General features: G+C 67.1%; 19 protein-coding genes. 9 read left to right on the top strand and 10 right to left on the bottom strand.

Features of this window, described 5'->3' with window-relative positions:
• Window positions 1-21: 21 nt before the first annotated feature.
• On the bottom strand, window positions 22-294 hold the full coding sequence (locus GBA63_RS20860; RefSeq protein ID WP_166179293.1) for a helix-turn-helix domain-containing protein: 273 nt from the start codon (window positions 292-294) through the stop codon (window positions 22-24).
• A 102-nt stretch (window positions 295-396) separates the two neighbouring features.
• On the opposite strand from GBA63_RS20860, the gene GBA63_RS20855 reads away from it, so the two are divergent.
• Genes GBA63_RS20855 through GBA63_RS20835 form a run of 5 tightly spaced genes read left to right on the top strand, consistent with a single transcriptional unit; the run spans window position 397 to window position 3,686 of the window.
• Window positions 397-1,011, top strand: a complete 615-nt coding sequence (locus GBA63_RS20855; RefSeq protein ID WP_166179291.1) for an ATP-dependent Clp protease proteolytic subunit — start codon at window positions 397-399, stop codon at window positions 1,009-1,011.
• Between the two features lie 35 nt (window positions 1,012-1,046).
• Window positions 1,047-1,745, top strand: a complete 699-nt coding sequence (locus GBA63_RS20850) for a metallophosphoesterase family protein (protein ID WP_166179289.1) — start codon at window positions 1,047-1,049, stop codon at window positions 1,743-1,745.
• Entirely contained in the window at window positions 1,746-2,729 is a 984-nt protein-coding gene (locus GBA63_RS20845) for an NAD-dependent epimerase/dehydratase family protein (protein ID WP_166179287.1), read from the top strand. It begins immediately after the preceding gene.
• Window positions 2,730-2,753: 24 nt separating this feature from the next.
• Window positions 2,754-3,158 carry a hypothetical protein gene (locus tag GBA63_RS20840; RefSeq protein WP_166179285.1) on the top strand — a complete coding sequence of 135 codons (405 nt, stop codon included), beginning with the start codon at window positions 2,754-2,756 and terminating at the stop codon, window positions 3,156-3,158.
• 57 nt (window positions 3,159-3,215) lie between these two features.
• Window positions 3,216-3,686: a GNAT family N-acetyltransferase gene (locus GBA63_RS20835; protein ID WP_166179283.1), complete on the top strand. Its 471-nt coding sequence runs from the start codon at window positions 3,216-3,218 to the stop codon at window positions 3,684-3,686.
• Between the two features lie 88 nt (window positions 3,687-3,774).
• Here the strand turns inward: GBA63_RS20835 and GBA63_RS20830 are convergent, their stop codons facing one another.
• On the bottom strand, window positions 3,775-4,080 hold the full coding sequence (locus tag GBA63_RS20830; RefSeq protein WP_166179281.1) for a hypothetical protein: 306 nt from the start codon (window positions 4,078-4,080) through the stop codon (window positions 3,775-3,777).
• A 120-nt stretch (window positions 4,081-4,200) separates the two neighbouring features.
• Between GBA63_RS20830 and GBA63_RS20825 the strand changes: the two genes are divergently transcribed.
• Window positions 4,201-4,422 carry a hypothetical protein gene (locus GBA63_RS20825; protein WP_166179279.1) on the top strand — a complete coding sequence of 74 codons (222 nt, stop codon included), beginning with the start codon at window positions 4,201-4,203 and terminating at the stop codon, window positions 4,420-4,422.
• 135 nt (window positions 4,423-4,557) lie between these two features.
• Here the strand turns inward: GBA63_RS20825 and GBA63_RS20820 are convergent, their stop codons facing one another.
• From GBA63_RS20820 to GBA63_RS20810, 3 genes are all read right to left on the bottom strand, one after another.
• Complete coding sequence (locus GBA63_RS20820) at window positions 4,558-5,133, bottom strand: hypothetical protein (protein ID WP_166179277.1); 576 nt, start codon at window positions 5,131-5,133, stop codon at window positions 4,558-4,560.
• A complete protein-coding gene (locus GBA63_RS20815; protein WP_166179275.1) occupies window positions 5,126-6,103 on the bottom strand; it encodes a formylglycine-generating enzyme family protein in 978 nt (325 codons plus the stop codon). Before GBA63_RS20815 ends, GBA63_RS20820 begins: the two co-directional genes overlap by 8 nt.
• A gap of 91 nt (window positions 6,104-6,194) precedes the next feature.
• Window positions 6,195-8,336, bottom strand: a complete 2,142-nt coding sequence (locus GBA63_RS20810; protein ID WP_166179273.1) for a hypothetical protein — start codon at window positions 8,334-8,336, stop codon at window positions 6,195-6,197.
• A 252-nt stretch (window positions 8,337-8,588) separates the two neighbouring features.
• On the opposite strand from GBA63_RS20810, the gene GBA63_RS20805 reads away from it, so the two are divergent.
• Together GBA63_RS20805 and GBA63_RS20800 are read left to right on the top strand one after the other, a co-directional pair.
• Window positions 8,589-10,061 (top strand): glycosyltransferase family 39 protein, encoded by a 1,473-nt coding sequence (locus tag GBA63_RS20805; RefSeq protein ID WP_166179271.1) that lies wholly within the window; start codon window positions 8,589-8,591, stop codon window positions 10,059-10,061.
• A complete protein-coding gene (locus tag GBA63_RS20800) occupies window positions 10,054-11,640 on the top strand; it encodes a sulfatase family protein (protein ID WP_207956962.1) in 1,587 nt (528 codons plus the stop codon). The genes GBA63_RS20805 and GBA63_RS20800 overlap by 8 nt, the downstream gene beginning before the upstream one ends.
• Before the next feature lie 130 nt (window positions 11,641-11,770).
• Here GBA63_RS20800 and ligA read toward each other — a convergent pair whose 3' ends face one another.
• Window positions 11,771-13,765 carry an NAD-dependent DNA ligase LigA gene (gene ligA / locus GBA63_RS20795; protein WP_166179269.1) on the bottom strand — a complete coding sequence of 665 codons (1,995 nt, stop codon included), beginning with the start codon at window positions 13,763-13,765 and terminating at the stop codon, window positions 11,771-11,773.
• A gap of 23 nt (window positions 13,766-13,788) precedes the next feature.
• The gene (locus GBA63_RS20790) at window positions 13,789-14,286 is read right to left on the bottom strand and encodes a protease complex subunit PrcB family protein (protein WP_166179267.1); all 498 of its coding nucleotides are present in this window, start codon (window positions 14,284-14,286) and stop codon (window positions 13,789-13,791) included.
• A gap of 98 nt (window positions 14,287-14,384) precedes the next feature.
• Here GBA63_RS20790 and GBA63_RS20785 point away from each other — a divergent pair, with 98 nt between their 5' ends.
• Window positions 14,385-14,888, top strand: coding sequence for a 2'-5' RNA ligase family protein (locus GBA63_RS20785; protein WP_166179265.1), 504 nt, complete (start codon window positions 14,385-14,387; stop codon window positions 14,886-14,888).
• Between the two features lie 9 nt (window positions 14,889-14,897).
• Here GBA63_RS20785 and GBA63_RS20780 read toward each other — a convergent pair whose 3' ends face one another.
• The 3 genes from GBA63_RS20780 to GBA63_RS20770 all read right to left on the bottom strand — a co-directional run bounded on the left by GBA63_RS20780 (window position 14,898) and on the right by GBA63_RS20770 (window position 16,853).
• The gene (locus GBA63_RS20780; RefSeq protein ID WP_166179263.1) at window positions 14,898-15,143 is read right to left on the bottom strand and encodes a hypothetical protein; all 246 of its coding nucleotides are present in this window, start codon (window positions 15,141-15,143) and stop codon (window positions 14,898-14,900) included.
• Between the two features lie 199 nt (window positions 15,144-15,342).
• Entirely contained in the window at window positions 15,343-15,813 is a 471-nt protein-coding gene (locus tag GBA63_RS20775; protein WP_166179261.1) for a universal stress protein, read from the bottom strand.
• Window positions 15,810-16,853 carry an FAD-binding oxidoreductase gene (locus tag GBA63_RS20770; RefSeq protein WP_166179259.1) on the bottom strand — a complete coding sequence of 348 codons (1,044 nt, stop codon included), beginning with the start codon at window positions 16,851-16,853 and terminating at the stop codon, window positions 15,810-15,812. The genes GBA63_RS20775 and GBA63_RS20770 overlap by 4 nt, the downstream gene beginning before the upstream one ends.
• Window positions 16,854-16,975: the final 122 nt, after the last annotated feature.

The following is a 16,975-nucleotide window of genomic DNA, read 5'->3' as shown; positions in this document are numbered from 1 at the left end:
GTACCCGCGAAAGAGATGGTCCTAGAACCCGATCTTCCTGTCGGCCTCGGGCTTCTCCGAAACCTTCTCAGCCTCCTCCACGGGTCTTTCATCCAGGTATTCTACGCCACCCATGAGCATCTGCGGCTTCACGTCGAGGCCGAGGGCGAGCTTGCGGATCGTGGAAGGGTAAGCCCTGCGCTGGCCCGTCTCCAGCTTGGAGATCGTGTCCCGCGCCACACCACTCCTGTCCGCCAACTGCTCCTGGCTCATCACCGCCCGCAGCCTGAGCACCCGCAAACGATCCGGCTCCATAACCCCTTACCTCCAAAACACTGCAAAAAACTTGCCGAAACACTGCATCAATGTTACTCTCCCGAAGTATAGCCCGTAGGCGAGAGAGAGGTGGGCTTGACGATGAGTTTCGATCCGAGGCTGGTAATCCCGTACGTCACGGAGCAGAGCCCGCGCGGCGAGCGGACGATGGACATCTACTCCAGGCTGCTCAAAGACAGGATCATCTTCCTCGGCACGCCGGTGGACGACCAGGTGGCGAACGTGGTGATGGCGCAGCTCCTCCACCTCGACTCCGAGGACCCCGAGCAGGACATCAACATGTACATAAACTCGCCCGGCGGGAGCATCTCCGCGATGCTCGCGATGCACGACACCATGCGCTTCGTAAACGCCGACGTGGCGACGACGGCGCTCGGGATGGCGGCGTCGGCCGGGGCGTTCTTGCTCGCGTCGGGGACGAAGGGCAAGAGGAGCGCCTTGCCGAACACGCGGATACTGCTTCATCAGCCGGCCATCCAGGGTGGGATCGGGGGTCAGGCGTCAGACGTGGAGATTCACGCCAAGGAGATCGTCTTCACCAAGCGCAGGATCAACGAGATCATGGCGGAGGCGACGGGCCAGCCTTTCGAGAAGATCGAACGCGACACCGACCGCGACTACATCCTGAGCCCCGAGGAGGCGGTCGAGTACGGCGTCATCGACAGGGTGGTCACCCGGCCCGGAGAGGCGGGTTAGCGAGGCCCGAATCGGGCCTACGGGAGGAGACGCTCGTGCGGGTAGCCCTGATCTCGGACCTCCACGGCAACCTGACCGCCCTGGAGACCGTGCTCGAAGACCTCTATCGCGGGCGTCCCGACCGCGTTCTGTGCCTCGGCGACGTGGCCGCCACCGGCCCGCAACCGCGCGAGACCGTCGAACGCCTGCGCGGGGTCGGGTGCCCCGTCGTTATGGGAAACGCGGACGACGAGCTGTTGCGGGAAACACCAGACGCCAGAGACGAGGAGGGGCGCAGGATCGTCGAGATCGACCGCTGGTGCGCCGAGCAACTCGCGCCCGAGCACCTCGACTACCTGCGCGAGTTCCAACCGACGCTGGAGATTTCGCTCGGTTCTGGCCGCGAGCTTCTGTGCTTCCACGGCTCGCCGCTCTCGTTCGACGACAGCATCATCGTCACGACCCCGGAAGAGGAGTTGGCCCGTATGTTCTCCGAACGCGAGACCGCCGTGATGGCCGGCGGGCACACGCACGAGCAATTCGTGAGGCAGTACGGAGAGACCACGCTGATCAACCCTGGCAGCGTCGGGCTGAATCCGCCGGTGGCGGAGTACGCGCTCGTCGATCTCGAGGACAGACGTCTGGCGGTGGAGTTGCGCCGGCTGCCACTCGACACGGAGAAGATCCGGCGCGAAGCCTTGGACAGCGGCATGCCGCACGCGGGATGGTGGGCCGGACTTTGGAAGGAGGCGTAGGTGGACCTCCTGATCCTGGGCGGCAGCAGGTTCCTCGGCCTTCACCTCACCCGCGCGGCGCTCGAACGTGGCCACCGCGTCACGCTCTTCAACCGGGGGAAGAGCAACCCCGGCCCGTTCCCCGACGTCGAGGAGTTGCGCGGAGAGCGCGCGGGAGACCTCTCCGCGCTGCGGGGGCGAAGCTGGAGCGCGGCCATCGACACGAGCGGTTACCTGTCCCGCGACGTGCGGGCTTCGGCCGGGCTCCTGGCCGAGTCGGTCGAGCATTACACGTTCGTATCGAGCATCTCCGTCTACGGGGATTTCGGGCGCGTGGGCATGGACGAGGGCGCGCCGGTGCTCGCGCCGCCGGACCCCGAGCCGGAGGAGTCGAGTATCGAGCTCTACGGGGAGTTGAAGATCGGGTGCGAGCGGGCGGCCGAGGCCGCGATGCCGGGGCGGACGCTCGTGGTCCGCCCCGGCATGATCGTCGGCCCGAACGACCGCACGAACCGTTTCTCCTACTGGTGCCGTCGGGTCGCGGAAGGGGGAGAGATCCTGGCCCCCGGGGACCCCGACAGGCCGGTGCAACTCATCGACGTCCGCGACCTGGCGGGCTGGATGCTGCGCATGGCGGAGGGCCGAAGCACGGGCGTGTACAACGCCACGGGCCCCGAGTATGAGCTCACCATGCGCGGGATGCTGGAAGGTATCCGCGAGGCCACGGGCAGCGACGCCGGGTTCGTGTGGACCCCCGAAGAGTTCCTTCTCGACGCGGGCGTGCGGACGTGGGAAGAGTTGCCGTTCTGGGTCCCCGAAGAGATGGCCGGCATCCTCTCCGTAAGCGTGGACGAGGCTTTGAGGGCCGGGCTCGCCTTCAGGCCGCTGACCGAGACCGTTCGCGGCGCTCTCGAAGGCGATGGTCACGAGGCTGGGATCGAGGCGGGTATGGCGCGAGATCGGGAGCGGGAGTTGCTCCGGGCCTGGCGGGGGTCCAACCTGTAGGGGCACGGGAAAGAGGGAGGTGGTATGAACCTCACGCACGAGTACATGCACTACCGGACCGGTTACGGGCTCGGTTCTTGCTGTTGGATCCGGGTCTACAAAGGCGCAGGTGGCGACGCGCCGGTCGTGGTCTGCGAGGCGCTTCCCGAGGTCGGGGGCGCCGTCACGAAGGAGACGACCGGCTACCTGGCGGCCGAGGTCATCCGGGACCACTTTCCAGACGGTCTGCCCGACCTTGCGCGTCCTGTACTCTGGATCGAGCACCGCCCGGCCCGCCGCCGCGGCCCGGGCAAGTACTTTCTCCACACGTTCCCCTCCTACAGCCCGAAGCTCGTGGGCGCGGGCTTCGTCCGGCGCGTTACCCTCGGGACCTCACGCCGCGAACCCCTGGACCCCGCCGAGGTCGCCGCGCTGACGCAGGCCGTCTGAAGACGTTTCGAAGACCGCCCCGGGCGATCCACAGGCGTCGCCTATAGACTCAGGGGTATGAAGTTCAGGGAGCTCCGCGAATCGGACCACGCGGCCGTCGTCGCCGTCGTCGATGGATGGTGGGGCGGGCGCCGCGTGGCGGATAAGCTGCCGCGCCTCTTCTTCCGGCTCTTCCGGGAGACGAGCTTCGCTGTCGAGGAGGACGGCGAGCTGGTCGCGTTTCTGGTGGGCATCGTCGGGAGTCACGGCGAGGAGGCCTACGTTCACTTCGTCGGGGTCCATCCGGGGCACAGGCCGGGTGGGCTCGGGCGCCGGTTGTACGAGGAATTCTTCGGGGAGGTCCGCCGCCGGGGGTGCCGTTCGGTGCGGGCCATCACCTCCCCGGTCAACAAAGGGTCCGTTGCCTTTCACGGGCGGATGGGTTTCGAGGTGGTGGAGGGGGATCTAGAAACGGACGGCGTGAGCGTCCACTCGGACTACGACGGTGACGGTAAGGAGAAGGTGTTATTTCGGAGGGACCTCCGTTGAGAAGACGCCGGCCCCGTGCCGTTCGCGGTTGATCGCGGCACGTCCGAGACCGACGCCCGCCTCGTGATGGCGTCCCGGTGGTGCGTCTCTACGAGGACCCGTTGACGGACGGACCCTGGTCGGGAGTGGCGAGGCCTATGGCCGGGCCGTCGGGGGTGTCCACTAGGTTCAGGGTGCTGCCGTCGAGGGCTTCGCTGACGGGGCCGGCGATGTGCAGTAGGCTCTCGCCTTCGTGCTCGACTACCTGGTCGTCGCCCTGCGGTTCGCCCGCGGAGAGCCCGATCTGGGTCTCGCCCGTGCTCTCGTCCATCACCGGGTCGAGGCGCAAGATGGTCCCCTCGGGACGCTCGACGCTCAGGAAGAGCTCCCTGGCTTCTTCGGTTACCGTGATCATGCCTTCTCCCGTTCGGAGCGTGCATTACGAACCTAAACCCTACCAACTACGCCCGATATTTAAACCGGAACCTCGGACGAAAAGACCGTGTGGTAACTTCGCACGACGGAAGGAGACGGTATGGAAGACGAGAACAGGGGCGTCACGGAGTACGGCATAAAGAAGGTGGGCGACCGCTACTATCCGGTCATCATCGACCACGAGGCCGGGGGACACTACGAGATCAACAACCCCATGACCGGCGGAGTCCTCAGCTACAACAACCCGGAGGCCGCGGAGAAGTACATCGAACGGGCCAGGGAGAAGGGCCGGCGATCCCGAGAAGGGGCCGATCCCGCTTAGAGCGGATCGCGGTGGCGTTGAGCCACCGCGATCCGCGCCGTCAGCTATCAGCCATCAGCGGTCGGCTTTTTTGTTCTTGCTGAAAGCCGACCGCTGATAGCCTTGTAAAGAGGTTCTAACTCTCTGCAAACCGCTTTAGACGCCGAAAGCCTCGTCGGCTTCGAGGAATTCCCAGCCCGGGCAGCGTTCGATCAGCGCGGCGCGTGCCCGGTCCCAGGCTTCGGCCCCGACCCGCTCCAGCGGCGACAGCACGGGCGGTTTTCGGGTGGTGGCGTACCCCCACCTGAAGCCGCAGACCGGCATGACCGTACGGGTCATGAGCGCGTCGGGACTCGTCGCCAAAAACGCGTCCGCGACCCAGTGAATATCTGCCTGCCGCGTGGACGGGGCGTCGAAGAAGGACGGGCAGAACCCCCAGAATGCGTAGGGCGTGCCCGCGTCGGCGTGCTGCGGGGGCAGGTCCACCAGAACCTCGGGGTTCTCCGGGTCCTCGCCGTGGTACACGAGCTGGATCCAACCCATCGCGGAGCGGTAGCCCTCGGCGGGGTAGCCCACCGAGGCCCTGACCACCGGGAAGCCCTCGGCCTGGTCCGCCGGGAATCTTCCAAGCACGTCGTAGCCCCAGCGCCGCGGATCGTCGTTAACGACCCTCTCCACCGTCACGAGGCCGTCGAGACCGCGCAACGCGAACGGCAGCGCGATGCTAGCCATCGGCCGCGCAGCGGAAGCCCGTGTTGGCGGTGGACGAGTCGGGGGTGTTGGACGAGCGGGCAGCCACCCGGTAGCGGTTGCAGTAGGACTTGTGGCACAGGTAGGAGCCGCCCCGGATCACCCTGACCGTCCCCTTCTGCGGCCCGGAGGGATCTTCCCGAACGCCCTTGCCGCCGTCCCTGTGGAACGTAGCGCTGAACCAGTCCGAGCACCACTCCCACACGTTGCCGGAGACGTTGTGGAGCCCGAAGCCGTTGGGCGGGAAGGCGTCGACCGAGCAGGTGCCCCCGTAACCGTCCTCGGCGGTGTTGCGGGTCGGGAACTCGCCCTGCCAGATGTTGCAGCGGTGCTCCCCGTTCGGGGTCAGGGTGTTGCCCCAGGGAAAGCGACGTCCCTTTAGGCCGCCCCTGGCGGCGTACTCCCACTCGGCCTCCGTCGGTAGCCGCACGCCCGCCCAGGCGCAGTAGGCAACGGCGTCGTCGTGCGAAACGTGGACGACGGGGTGGTCCATGCGGCCGTCTATGCCCGATCCGGGTCCCTCCGGTTCCCGCCAGTAGGCGCCGTCGACGCCCTTCCACCAGGGGGCGTCCCCGATCATGCCCTTCACCTTCGCGCCAGGCTGCACGAACCCGTAGAAGACGAAGGACCAGCCGAACTCTTCGGCCTCGGTCCTGTGGCCGGTCTCCTCCACGAAGCGGGAGAACTCGGCGTTCGTCGTCGCGTGGGGGGAGATGGAAAACGGCGAGAGCCTGACCCTTCGGACGGGACCCTCGCCGTCCCGCGGGAAACCCTTGCCGTCGTCCGCGCCCATTAGGAACTCGCCGCCGGGGAGCCGGACCATCCCTGGCGTAGGGCGCGTGTCTATCGATGGCCCCGGCGCCCGCGAGACCTCCCCCGAGGACCGCGTGGGCACGCAGCACGAGGACTCGCCCTGCCGCGGTTCTCGTCGCTTCTCCCTACTACCCAGCATCCTCCCATCATCACCGTACCGAGACCCCGCCACAATAGCCTACCAACACCTCCAAAAAGCTGACAAGCCGACCGGCTGAAATGCTGACCAGCTAGACCCCGCTGAGGCGGGGTCTCACTATCAGGACGGCTTCGTTCTCGAAGACGTTTTCGTAGAGGTCGACCTGTGGCTCGAAGAGCCTCCAGAAGGGCGTAACCGGACGGTCCGGCATCTTCTTGTACAGCACCACGTATCGTACGTCGTGTTTTTCGAGGAGGTCTTGCGTCTTCTCCCCGACCGGGTGGTACATGACCCAGAGGGTGTCCCATAGGGGGTCGGGGCCCGAGGGGGGCATGTGCCTGGGGTCCCTGATGCCGTTCTCGGGGTAGGACTGGAGCGCGTCGTAGTGGCCCATGGCGAGCATCATGCGGCTCGGCACCTGGTTCTCCTGCGGGCTGACCATGATGTTCCCGCCCTCGTTGCGCGCCGCCAGCCATTCTCCGGCCTCGGCGATGCCGGATGACATCAAGAGGTGGGGGCTCTCTCCGGCGGCCTGGTCGAAGCTTTGTGCCCCGCGCAGGCCCACGAGCGAGACCGCCAGGAGCACGGCCATCGAGCCGGCGAAGACCGCTGGCCCGGAGCTTCGTCTCTTGAGCAGCGTTGCCAGAAGGACCACGAAAGCCAGGGCCCCGAGCAGGGAGAGCGGGATGCCGAGGTCCCGGCCGAAGCGTTGGGGGAAGCCACTCAGGGAGGTCCGGCTGCCGGCGAACAGGATCAGGACCCACGCAAGCAGCGTGGCGCGCACGAGCACCTCCCGCGGCCGTCTTGCCGGATCGGCGAGTAGCAAGAGGGCGCCGAGCAGGCCGAGCCAGGCGACGGGCTGGGAGAGTATCGCCCCGATCAAGGACCCCACGCTGTATGCCGGCTGCGAGCCGAAGACGGCGCCGACGTCCGAGGTCGTGCCAGCGGCCTCTGACGCTCCTATGAGCCCGGCCATCTCCCGTCCCAGATCGTAGGTATCCCAGGCGTAGGCGACCGATAGAAGGCCGAGCAGGGCCAGCGAGGCGAGCAGCACGAGCCCGGTGCGCCCGTGGCGCAGGAGGAGGTACGGGACGAAGATCAGGCCGATGACCGCGAGCAGCGAAGCGAGGTAGAGGCCCGAGACCTGGTGGTAGAAGACGACGGCGGAACCGACAACGGCGAGGAGCAGGCCGTTGCGGATGGTGGGCGCGGAATAGGACTTTAGCAAGGCGACCACGGCGAGAACCATCAGGAACTGGGATGCGACCTGGTTGGGGTACATGGCGTCGTTGTAGAAGTAGTAGGTCCCGCCGGCTAGCACGGTGAAGAAGGCGGCGGCGATCCCGTAGACGGGGCCCCAGAGGCGGTTCCCGAGCACGTACAGGGCCAGGGCTGGAAGAACCATCAGGGAAGGGCCGAGGACCGGGAAGATCTCCAGCGGCTCCAACCCGGTCAGGCGCGAGATGATCGCCGTGAAAACGTGGAACCCGGGCGGATAGACCAGGTACGAGCCCGTGTCCCCCCGCGTCAGCATCATGTCCGTCATGACGGCGTGTGAGTAGTGGTCGAGCCCCCTGACGAAGGGCCAATCATGCAGGATCGGCCCGATATATCCCCGCACCAGCGCGAGCAAGAGCACCGCAGGAAGCAGGAACCGGACGCCCGTGAGAGCCGCGGAAGGTCCGGTCTCCGGGGTCTCGCCGGGCTCCCGGTCCCGGCGGGAAAAGACGAGGTGCGCGGCCCCGGCGCCTGCCAGGAGAAGCGCTACGGGCAGCACGAACCGCTGCGCCTCCCCGGCCGTCCGGCAGGTGCCGGTGGGCCATCCCTCGCACGCCCCGGCGAGCCAGAACCCGGATGGGTCAAGCAGGACGGATGCCGCGACGAGCGCGAACGCGACGGCCACCAGAGCGAGCGCGGGAACGGGCATCCCCCGTGGTGGGGTCAGGAGTGGCTCGTCTTTCCCTTTCGGCGGGCCGAAGCGGGCGAAGGCCGCGACGCCCGCGCCGAGCACGACCAGCGGGGCGGCGACGGCGATTGGGAGCGTGACGCCACCCCCCGAAATCCTGGCCAGCGCGAACGCGAGGACCGTAACCAGGCTCAGGGAGAGCGCCGACGACCAGGCCAGGCGTTCGGCCCATCCCGAGTTCGGGGAGAGGAGTCGAGCCCAGAAGTAGCCGGGGGCCACGCCGACGAGGAGCGCGACCGGGAGGGTCAGGATCAGGTCAGAGAGCACGCCCGGTCCCCGTGTCCCTCAGCCGCCGCACCGGAACAGCTTACCAGCACCACAGAGGCCTTCGAACAGATTTTACAGAACGTTTACATAGCGTTGCCGCGATCGCGCTAACATCCTACCGTTCGAGCCCCGCCGGGGATCACCCGAAAGAGACGGAGCGCAAAAGAATTGCAGCCCCGAACGTTAGAGAAAAGCGGCAACCGTCCGCCTCGTGTTCCCGTTAAGTATCCGGAATCCGAGATGCGTCCGTAAGTGTCGGACGCCGTCGTGTTCCTGCGAAAAAGTTGGGCGCCGTTGGCGCTCGGGGCCGTCATGGTCCTCGGCGGGGCCTTGCGGTTTTACGGTCTCGGCATCCAGTCGCTTTGGAGCGACGAGCTGGCGAGCTGGTATTTCAGCCGCGCCGACGGGGTGCTCGGCGTCGTCTCGAACGTGCGGGAGGACATACACCCGCCCGGGTACTTCATTATCCTGCACTTCGCCCAAAACGTCTTCGGGGATTCCGAGTGGGCGTTGAGGTTGCCTTCGGCCATCGCCGGGTGGCTCTGCATACCCGCGATGTACCTGCTCGGGCGTAGGATCTACTCCGAGCGCGAGGGGCTCATCGCGGCCCTTCTCGTCGCCGTCTCCTGGGCCGGCGTCTACTTCAGCCAGGAGACGCGGTCTTATTCGGTCCTGATCCTGCTCTCCATAGTCACGGCCTACCTTTGGTTGGGCGTGATGCGGGGCCTCCGCGAAGAAAGCAGACTTCCCACGGCCGAAACCATCGCCTATATCCTGGCCGCCACGCTCTGCGCCTACGTCCACTACTTCGGGGCGCTCCTGATCTTCCTTCAGGGCGCGGCGCTGGTCTTTCTGGCGTACCGCGCTCCCTTGAAGATAGCCCTGATCTATATTCCCATCTCCCTTGCCTACGCCCCGTGGTTGCCAGGCATGGCCTACCAGATGCGCAACAGCACGGCCCAGGGGGCCTGGATCGGAGACGCCACCCTCTCCACTTTTCCCAACTACGTCCTCTTCATTTTCGGACGCTCCGAACTCCTCGCGTTGATGGCCGCAGCGCTCTGCGTCCCGCTCCTGATCCTTTCCTTCTTCCGGAAGCGCCGGGAGGAGAAGCAGGCCCCCTTCCCGACGGGCCTGCTTCTCCTGGCCTGGTTCGTCGGGCCTTTCGTAGTCGGCTACGCCCTCTCCCAGTCCTCGGTCCAGTTGCTTACGCACAAGAACCTGCTCGTCTCGATGCCCGCCGCGTACCTGCTGGTCGCGCGCGGGACGACCGCCGTGCTTCCGGGCAAGACCGCCGGTACGGCTCTTCAGTGGTCTTTGGTACTCGTTTTCGCCGCCGCGAGCCTCTTCAACCTCTTCGTCAACCTTGGCTACTACTCCCAGCCGAACAAGGAGCAGATCCGGGCAGCCGCAGCATACATAAACGAGAACGAGACCCCCCAGACCCTCCTCGTCCGCTGCGACATCGACGACCGCCTGGACTATTACCTCAACGACGGTGTGCCGGGCGAGCGCGGGGACGCGGACGCCTGCACCGCGGAGGACTTTCCCGCCCTGATGGATCGGGTAGAGGAGGACGGGTACAGCGAGATCTTCTATTTCATGTCCCACAAGCAGCCGACCCCGGAGCTGGTCTCCAAACTAAAGACGGAGTTCGACCTCGTCGGCTACAGGCCGTTTTACGGGACGTGGGTGGCCGAGTTCCGCGTGGACGAGCGTGGCTGAACCCGGCCGCCGTCTGACGCGCCGGGGTTTCCTCAAGGCCTCGGGCGGCCTGCTCGCCGGGGCCTACACTTTGGGCCTTGCCGGTTGCGGGGGGGAGGAGGCGCCCGGGGCCAGGGGGCCGAACATCCTCTTCCTGATGACAGACCAGCACCGCTTCGACGCGCTGGGGAGCGTCGACCCGCTGGTCCGGACGCCGAACCTGGACCGGCTCGCCGCCCGCGGCGTCAGGTTCACGCAGGCCGTCTGCAACGCGCCGATGTGCGTGCCGAGCCGTTACTCCATGATGACTGGACTCTACCCTTCCCAGGTCGGCGTCAGGCACAACGCGCAGATGATCCCGACCGACGACGGGCTCCCGGCCCCCGTCATGGCCCAGCGCCTGCTCGACGCCGGCTACCAGACGGCGGGCTTCGGCAAGACCCACTGGTACATGGGCGAGAACCTCGCCCCCAACGCCGAAGTGGAGCCATCCAGGCGCGGCTTCGAGGTCCGGGCCATGCGCAACACCGACGAGCCGGGCCGCGTCGAGCCGGGCGCCGCCCAGATGGGCGACGAGCTCCCCGAAGCCTTCGCCGCCCTCGAAGCCGAGCGGCGCCCCTTCGGCTCCGGCGAGACCATCGGGGGCTACAGGGGCCTCACAAGCTCCGTCCCACCCGAAAAACACACCGAAGCCTGGCTGACAGACGAAGCCCTAGACTTCCTGGAGAACGACAGGGACGGAGATCGCCCCTTCTTCCTCTACCTCTCCTTCGACTTCCCCCACGCCTCCTTCAACGTTCCGCCCGGCTACGAGGACCTCTACGACCTCGAAGACATGCCGCCGCCCACAAAACCCCCTCCGAACGCTGACCTCTCCGGCCACGCCGACCCGTGGCAGTGGGAGAAGTGGCTCGCCTCGACCACCGAAGAGGAGCGCCGACGGACGACCCTGCGCTACTACGCCCTCTGCACCTACGCAGACGAGCAGTTCGGGCGCGTGCTGGACAGGCTGGAGGAGACGGGGGAGGCGGAGAACACCTTCGTTGTCTTCGTCTCCGACCACGGCGAGATGCTCGGCGACCGCCAGCGTTTCAGCAAGTACTGCCTCTACGACCCGAGCGTGCGGGTGCCGATGATCCTGGCCGGAGCCGGCGTCCCGGAAAGCCTCCGCAACACCACCGACGACCGCCCCGCGGAACTCGTGGACGTCCTGCCGACCCTCCTCTCCGTCTCCGGCGGGTCCAAGCCGCCGGAGTTGCCCGGAAGGAGCCTCCTCGCCGAGCCCAACCGTTCCGGCGCCTTCTGCGAGATGCACGGCACCGGCTACGAGCCGCGCGAACAGGCCCCGGCCTACATGTGGCGCGAGCGCGACTGGAAGCTCATCACCCACACACCCGGCACCGCCGCCGGCGCGATCTCCCGCGCAGACGAGGCCAAAGGCGAGCTCTACGACTTGAAGAACGACCCCAACGAGTCCACCAACCTCTACGAAGACCCGAAGCACCTCGAAACGAGGGAGCGCCTCCAGAACGAGCTGCTAATGCACCTCGCCGGGGCCTGGTCGAAGTTCCCCAGGCGAACCTCGAAGCCGCCGCTTTAGAGCAGCTATCGGCCCGCTCCGGCTTCGCCTCCGCTTTCGGCGGTCAGCGGTCGGCTTTTTGTTCTTGCTGAAGGCTGACCGCCGAAAGCCGATAGCCCTGCAAAGAGGCCCAACCTCTTCGCAAACCGCTTTAGGAGAGCAGCTCCTCGAAACCGGCCTCGTCCAGAAGCGGGACGCCAAGCTCCCTTGCCCTCTCCAGCTTCGAGCCCGCGTCTTCTCCGGCCAGGACGTAGTCTGTGTTCTTGCTGACCGAGGAGGTGAAGGTTCCGCCGGCCGCTTCCAGTCGCTCGACGTAGAAGCTGCGGGGCTTCTCCAGGGTGCCGGTTATGACTACGCGCTTTCCGGCGAGCGGTCCTTCCGTGGGGCGGCCGGCCTCCTTCTCGAAGTTCAGGCCCACGTCCATCAGGCGCCGGACGAGGTCCTGGTTGTCTTGAAGGGAGAAGTACTCGACGACGGCGCGGGCGACCACCTCTCCCACGCCTTTGATCTCGGCCAGCCCGTCGACCGTTGCGCCGTTTATCAGGTCCTCTCCGGAGAAGCGGGTCGCTATGAGCTCGGCGGTGACGGCCCCGACGTGGCGGATGCCGAGGGCGTAGAGGACGCGGGAGAAGGGTTGTTCCTTGCTCTTGGATATCGCCCGGATCAGGTTCTCCGCGCTCTTCTCGCCGAAGCCATCGAGCGGTACGAGCTGCCCCGCTTCGAGCCCGTACACGTCGGCCGCGTCCTTGATGAAGCCGAGGTCGAAGAGGCGTTTTGCGAGCTTCTCGCCGAAGCCGTCTATGTCCATCGCGGACTTGGACGCCCAGTGGATGATGTGCTCCAGCGCCTGCGCCGGGCACCGGGCGTTCACGCACCGGGTGACGGCCTCTCCCTCGGGGCGGAAGACCGGCTCGCCGCAGACCGGGCAGTGGGTCGGCATCGCGAACTCGCGCTCGCTCCCGTCCCGCGCTTCCACGACGGCTTTGACGACCTGCGGGATCACGTCCCCCGCCCGCTCTATCACCACCTCATCCCCGATGAGGATTCCCTTCTCCTTTACGTAGTCCTCGTTGTGCAGCGTGGCTTTGGAGATCGTCACCCCGCCCACGTTGACCGGCTCGAGCACGGCCTGCGGCGTCAGCGCCCCCGTCCGTCCCACGTTGATGATGATGTCCAAAAGCTTCGTCCGTCCGGCCAGCGGCTCGAACTTGTAGGCGATGGCCCACCGCGGCGACTTCGCCACGGAACCGAGGGCGAGCTGCTGCTCCCGCGAGTCGACCTTGACCACGACACCGTCGATCTGGTACCCGACCGACTCCCTCTCCCTGGTCCATTTTTCGCACTCGGACACGACGGAATCTATGTCGTCGTGGACACGGTAAGGGTTCACGCGCAGGCCGTAGCTTTTCAGGGCGGCGAGCATGCCGGAGTGGCTCTCGAAGATCTCGCCTCCCTCGCCCACGCCGTAGAGCAGGATGGTCAGGGGCCGCCGGGCCGTCACCTTCGGGTCTAGCTGCCGGATGGACCCCGCGGCCAGGTTCCTGGGGTTGGCGAAGGTCTTCTTCTCCTCGGCTTCGAGCCTCTTGTTGAGCTTCTCGAAGTCCGCGAGGGTTATGTACGCCTCGCCGCGCGGCTCCAGGACGGCGGGCGGGTCGTCGTCGAGCCGGTCGGGGACGGACCGTATAGTTCGCAGCTGGGCCGAGACGTCTTCGCCTATGGTCCCGTTGCCCCGCGTGGCGCCCCGCACGAGCCGGCCGTTCTCGTAGCGCAACGAGACCGCGAGGCCGTCTATCTTGAGCTCCGTGACGTAGCGCGGCGTCTCGTCTTCGCCCAGCAGGCGCCGCACGCGGGCGTCCCACTCGCGCAGGTCCTCGGTCTTCCGGGCGTTCGCCAGCGAGAGCATCGGGACGGCGTGGCGGACCTCCTCGAAGCCCTCGATCGGTTCCCCGCCGACGCGCTGGGTCGGCGAGTCGGGGGTGACGAGCTCGGGGTGCTCGGCTTCCAGCGACTCCAGTTCGCTAACGAGGGCGTCGTACTCGGCGTCCGGGATCTCCGGCGAGTCCTCTATGTGGTAACGGCGGTTGTGGTACCGGACCTGCTCCCGCAGGTCCTCGATCTTACCCCGAACGTCCGTCTTCTCCGTCACGCGCGAATTATACGCAAGGGCCGCTAACCTCCAACCCGCCGAACCGGCCAATCGAGCTTCCCGCCGCTCCCGTCCACGAAAGTAAACGTTTTGTCCTCCGGCGCCAGACCGTGCAGGACCGAGATCACGTACGGATAAGTCAGCACCTGCGTGACGATGGCGTCCGAAGGCGGCCCCTTGAGCGAGACCCGAACGGTAACCCGGTCGCCCTCGATCCTCGCCCCCGCAACGTTGACGGAGTACCCGCCGGTCGGCCTCTCGCCCGAGTAAACGACGATGTAAGTGCCCTTTCCGGAGCCCTGTATCTCCGCGCCGAGCTCTTCGGACAGGGCTTCCGCAGATGGGGCCACCACGACCCGGGGACGCTGGGGACCCTCGCCGGGAGCCCCGGCGGCCAGGCGATCCACGCGAAGGTCTCGCGGTTCCCGTGCCTCCGGCGGGGCCTCCGACGGGCCGGAATCGTCGGCCGCCGAGCAGGCGGAGAGCAGGAACAGGAGCAGGATGGGTCCGAGGCGTACCACTGCGGAGAGCTTACACGATGTGCGGCCTCACCCGGCCCCCGCCGCCGGACCGTCCTATGATCCCCTGTAAATCCTTCTGCAAAGGGGGCCGTACGAGGATGGAACCTTTGATCCTGACGCTCAAGATGGACGATCTTTCACAGGAGAGGTTCGACCGCCTGCGCGAAGACCACTTCCCGAAAGAGCGCAACTTCATCCCGGCCCACCTGACCCTCTTCCACAAACTGCCGGGCGACCGGGAAGGCGAGATAGGGGAGAACCTGCGAGACCACTGCCGCGAACAGGAGCCTTTCTCCCTGACCGCGACGGGGCTCGTCTTTATGGGAAGGGGCGTCGGCTACAGGCTCGAATCCCCGAGGCTGACGGCCGTAAGAAGGGAGCTGGCCGACGGGTGGTGGCCCTGGCTCGGCGCCCAGGACCGAAAAGGTTTCCGCCCGCACGTGACCGTCCAGAACAAGGTCCAGCCGGAAGAGGCGCGCGCCCTGCACCGTCGCCTCGAAGGGGCGTTCGCGCCTTTCGAGGTAGGGGCCGAGGGGCTGCTGTTGTGGCGGTATCTCGGGGGGCCGTGGGAGCCGGTCGGGGCTTACGGGTTCCGGGGGTAGTGCCGCCCTTTAGCGGGAGGCCGTCTCGGCCATCTTGCGTTCGCCCCTCTCGGTGAGTCGCACGTCGAGTATCTCGCCGTCCGGGTCTTCGGTAAGCTCGGCCAGGCCTTCCTCGCGCATCCCGCGCAGCACGGGGGAGAGGTCCCGCCGGGTCCAGCCGAAGGGCGACAGCCACCGCGCGAACTCCTTGAAGGCGACCCCCGCCGAGCCAGCCGCCCTGAGCGCGAAGCCAAGGACCTTGTCTTTCAGGTTCATCTTTCCCTCACTTCCGGCCCACAAAGCGGCCGAGTTTTTCGCGTGGTCTCTTGTTACGCAAGAGGCGCCGTCACGTTTCGGGGGTCGGGAAATCTTCACCCTCGCGTACAATTCGTGGCGGAGCCCCGGCGTTTTCCCATCCTCCCCGCCGGGGCTCTGTCGGGATCTGCCCCGACCCGCGGCCCCGGAAAATTGGCCTTTAGCCCCGCCCTTCGGGGTCGCCACGGGCATCCTTTTTCCTGACGACGAGGACGGGGCAGTGGGCGTGATGCACTATGGAGTCGGAGACGCTGCCGACGAGCGCGCGGCGGATGCCCCCCAGGCCGCGGCTTCCGACGACGATCACGTCAGCGCCGAGCTCCTCTGCGAGCTCGATTATCTCTACGTCGGCGCGGCCCATCCGCAGGTGCGCCTTCGCGACGTCTACGCCCGCAGCCCGGAGACGCGCCGACTCCTCGTCGAGGAGGCGGCGCGCCTCTTGCTCGCTCGCCTCGTGCCTGTACGCGTACCCCCGCATCTCGGGGTGGTACATCGCCGCAAGCTCTCCGACGTGGACTACGTGGAGCTCTGCCCCCGTGCGCGAGGACAGGTCTACCGCCATCTGGAGCGCCAGGTGGGCCTGCGGGCTGCCATCGGTGGCCGCCAGCACGTTTGTCGGGAATCCGCTCATAGCCTTTCCTCCTCGAACGTCAGCAACAGCGCCTCGCCGGAGCGGGAGACCGAGCCCTGCGTCGCGACGGTCCCCCGGCCCTCGGCCCGCGCCAGCGCGTCCCGGACCTCCGTCAGTGGCACCACCTCCCTGACGACCTCCGGCACGGAGGCGGCGGACGGCGTCACGGGGAAGAACCGCTCGCCCCAGACCCTGTACGCGTCCGCCGCGCAGAGAAGGCGGCCCCGGTTCTTCCCGACCGCCTCGCCCAGGGGGCCCGCGACGCCCTCTTCCCTTTCTCTCGGGTAGGCTCCGAAAAGCAGGTACTCGCCTTCGAGGTGCCTGGCCCGCGCAAGGACGGGATTGAGGAAGGCCAGGTGCCAGAGCGGTGGCCGCGAATCGGAGAGGCTCTCGACCGTTGCCGCGAGGTTCGCCGCGCTGCCGAAAGCGGCGGCTAATGGAGCGTCCGCGTCGGCCCGTCTGGTCCGCAGCCGCGCTCCCACGACGATGCTACCTGAGCCTTCGGGCCGGGACAGCGAGGCCAAATCTTCGCCCGGTATCTCGCGGAGGTCTCCTCGCGCTGAGACCACGGTCGCCGACAGGACGTTCTCGCGCAGCCGTCCGAACTCGAAGGAGCCAACGCCGAGGCCGTCGGTTGCGAGCCAGCCGCCCACCGTCGCCCGTGGGGCGCTCGTGGGGTACACGGCGAGCCCCCTGGCCCGGGCACGAAGTTCGTCGTCGAGGTTCAGCCAGGACGCCCCCGGCCCGGCCTCGACCCAGGTCTCATCGTTCTCCGGCAGGCGAACGTCCTGCATCAGGTCGAAGCGGACGAGGACGCCGCGCTCCGGGGTGGGACCCTCCGGGGTGGAGCCGTTCCCCGTTCCCGCGCCGAGCGGAACGAGCGGCACCGAGTAGCGGTTGGAGATCTCGGCCATCAGCCTGGCCTCTTCTACGCCCGCCGGCGACAAGAACGCTTCCCCACCCGGCCGGGTCAGCCCGAGGCGGTCCCCGAACGCCGCTGCCAAAGCCTCTATCGCCTCCTGGTACCGGGTCTCGGCCACGGTCGCACCCCCATCTGTAGTCGTCGTGGTCAGCCTACGCCCGGGAAGGCGGCGGGGCCTGAGCCGATTTGACGGTTCGGTAGAACAAGATTGACCATCCTGCGCGTGTTGCGTCCCGCGTG

It is taken from the genome of Rubrobacter tropicus, from assembly GCF_011492945.1.
GTDB lineage: Bacteria > Actinomycetota > Rubrobacteria > Rubrobacterales > Rubrobacteraceae > Rubrobacter_D > Rubrobacter_D tropicus.
This window is presented reverse-complemented; position numbering and strand designations above follow the sequence as displayed.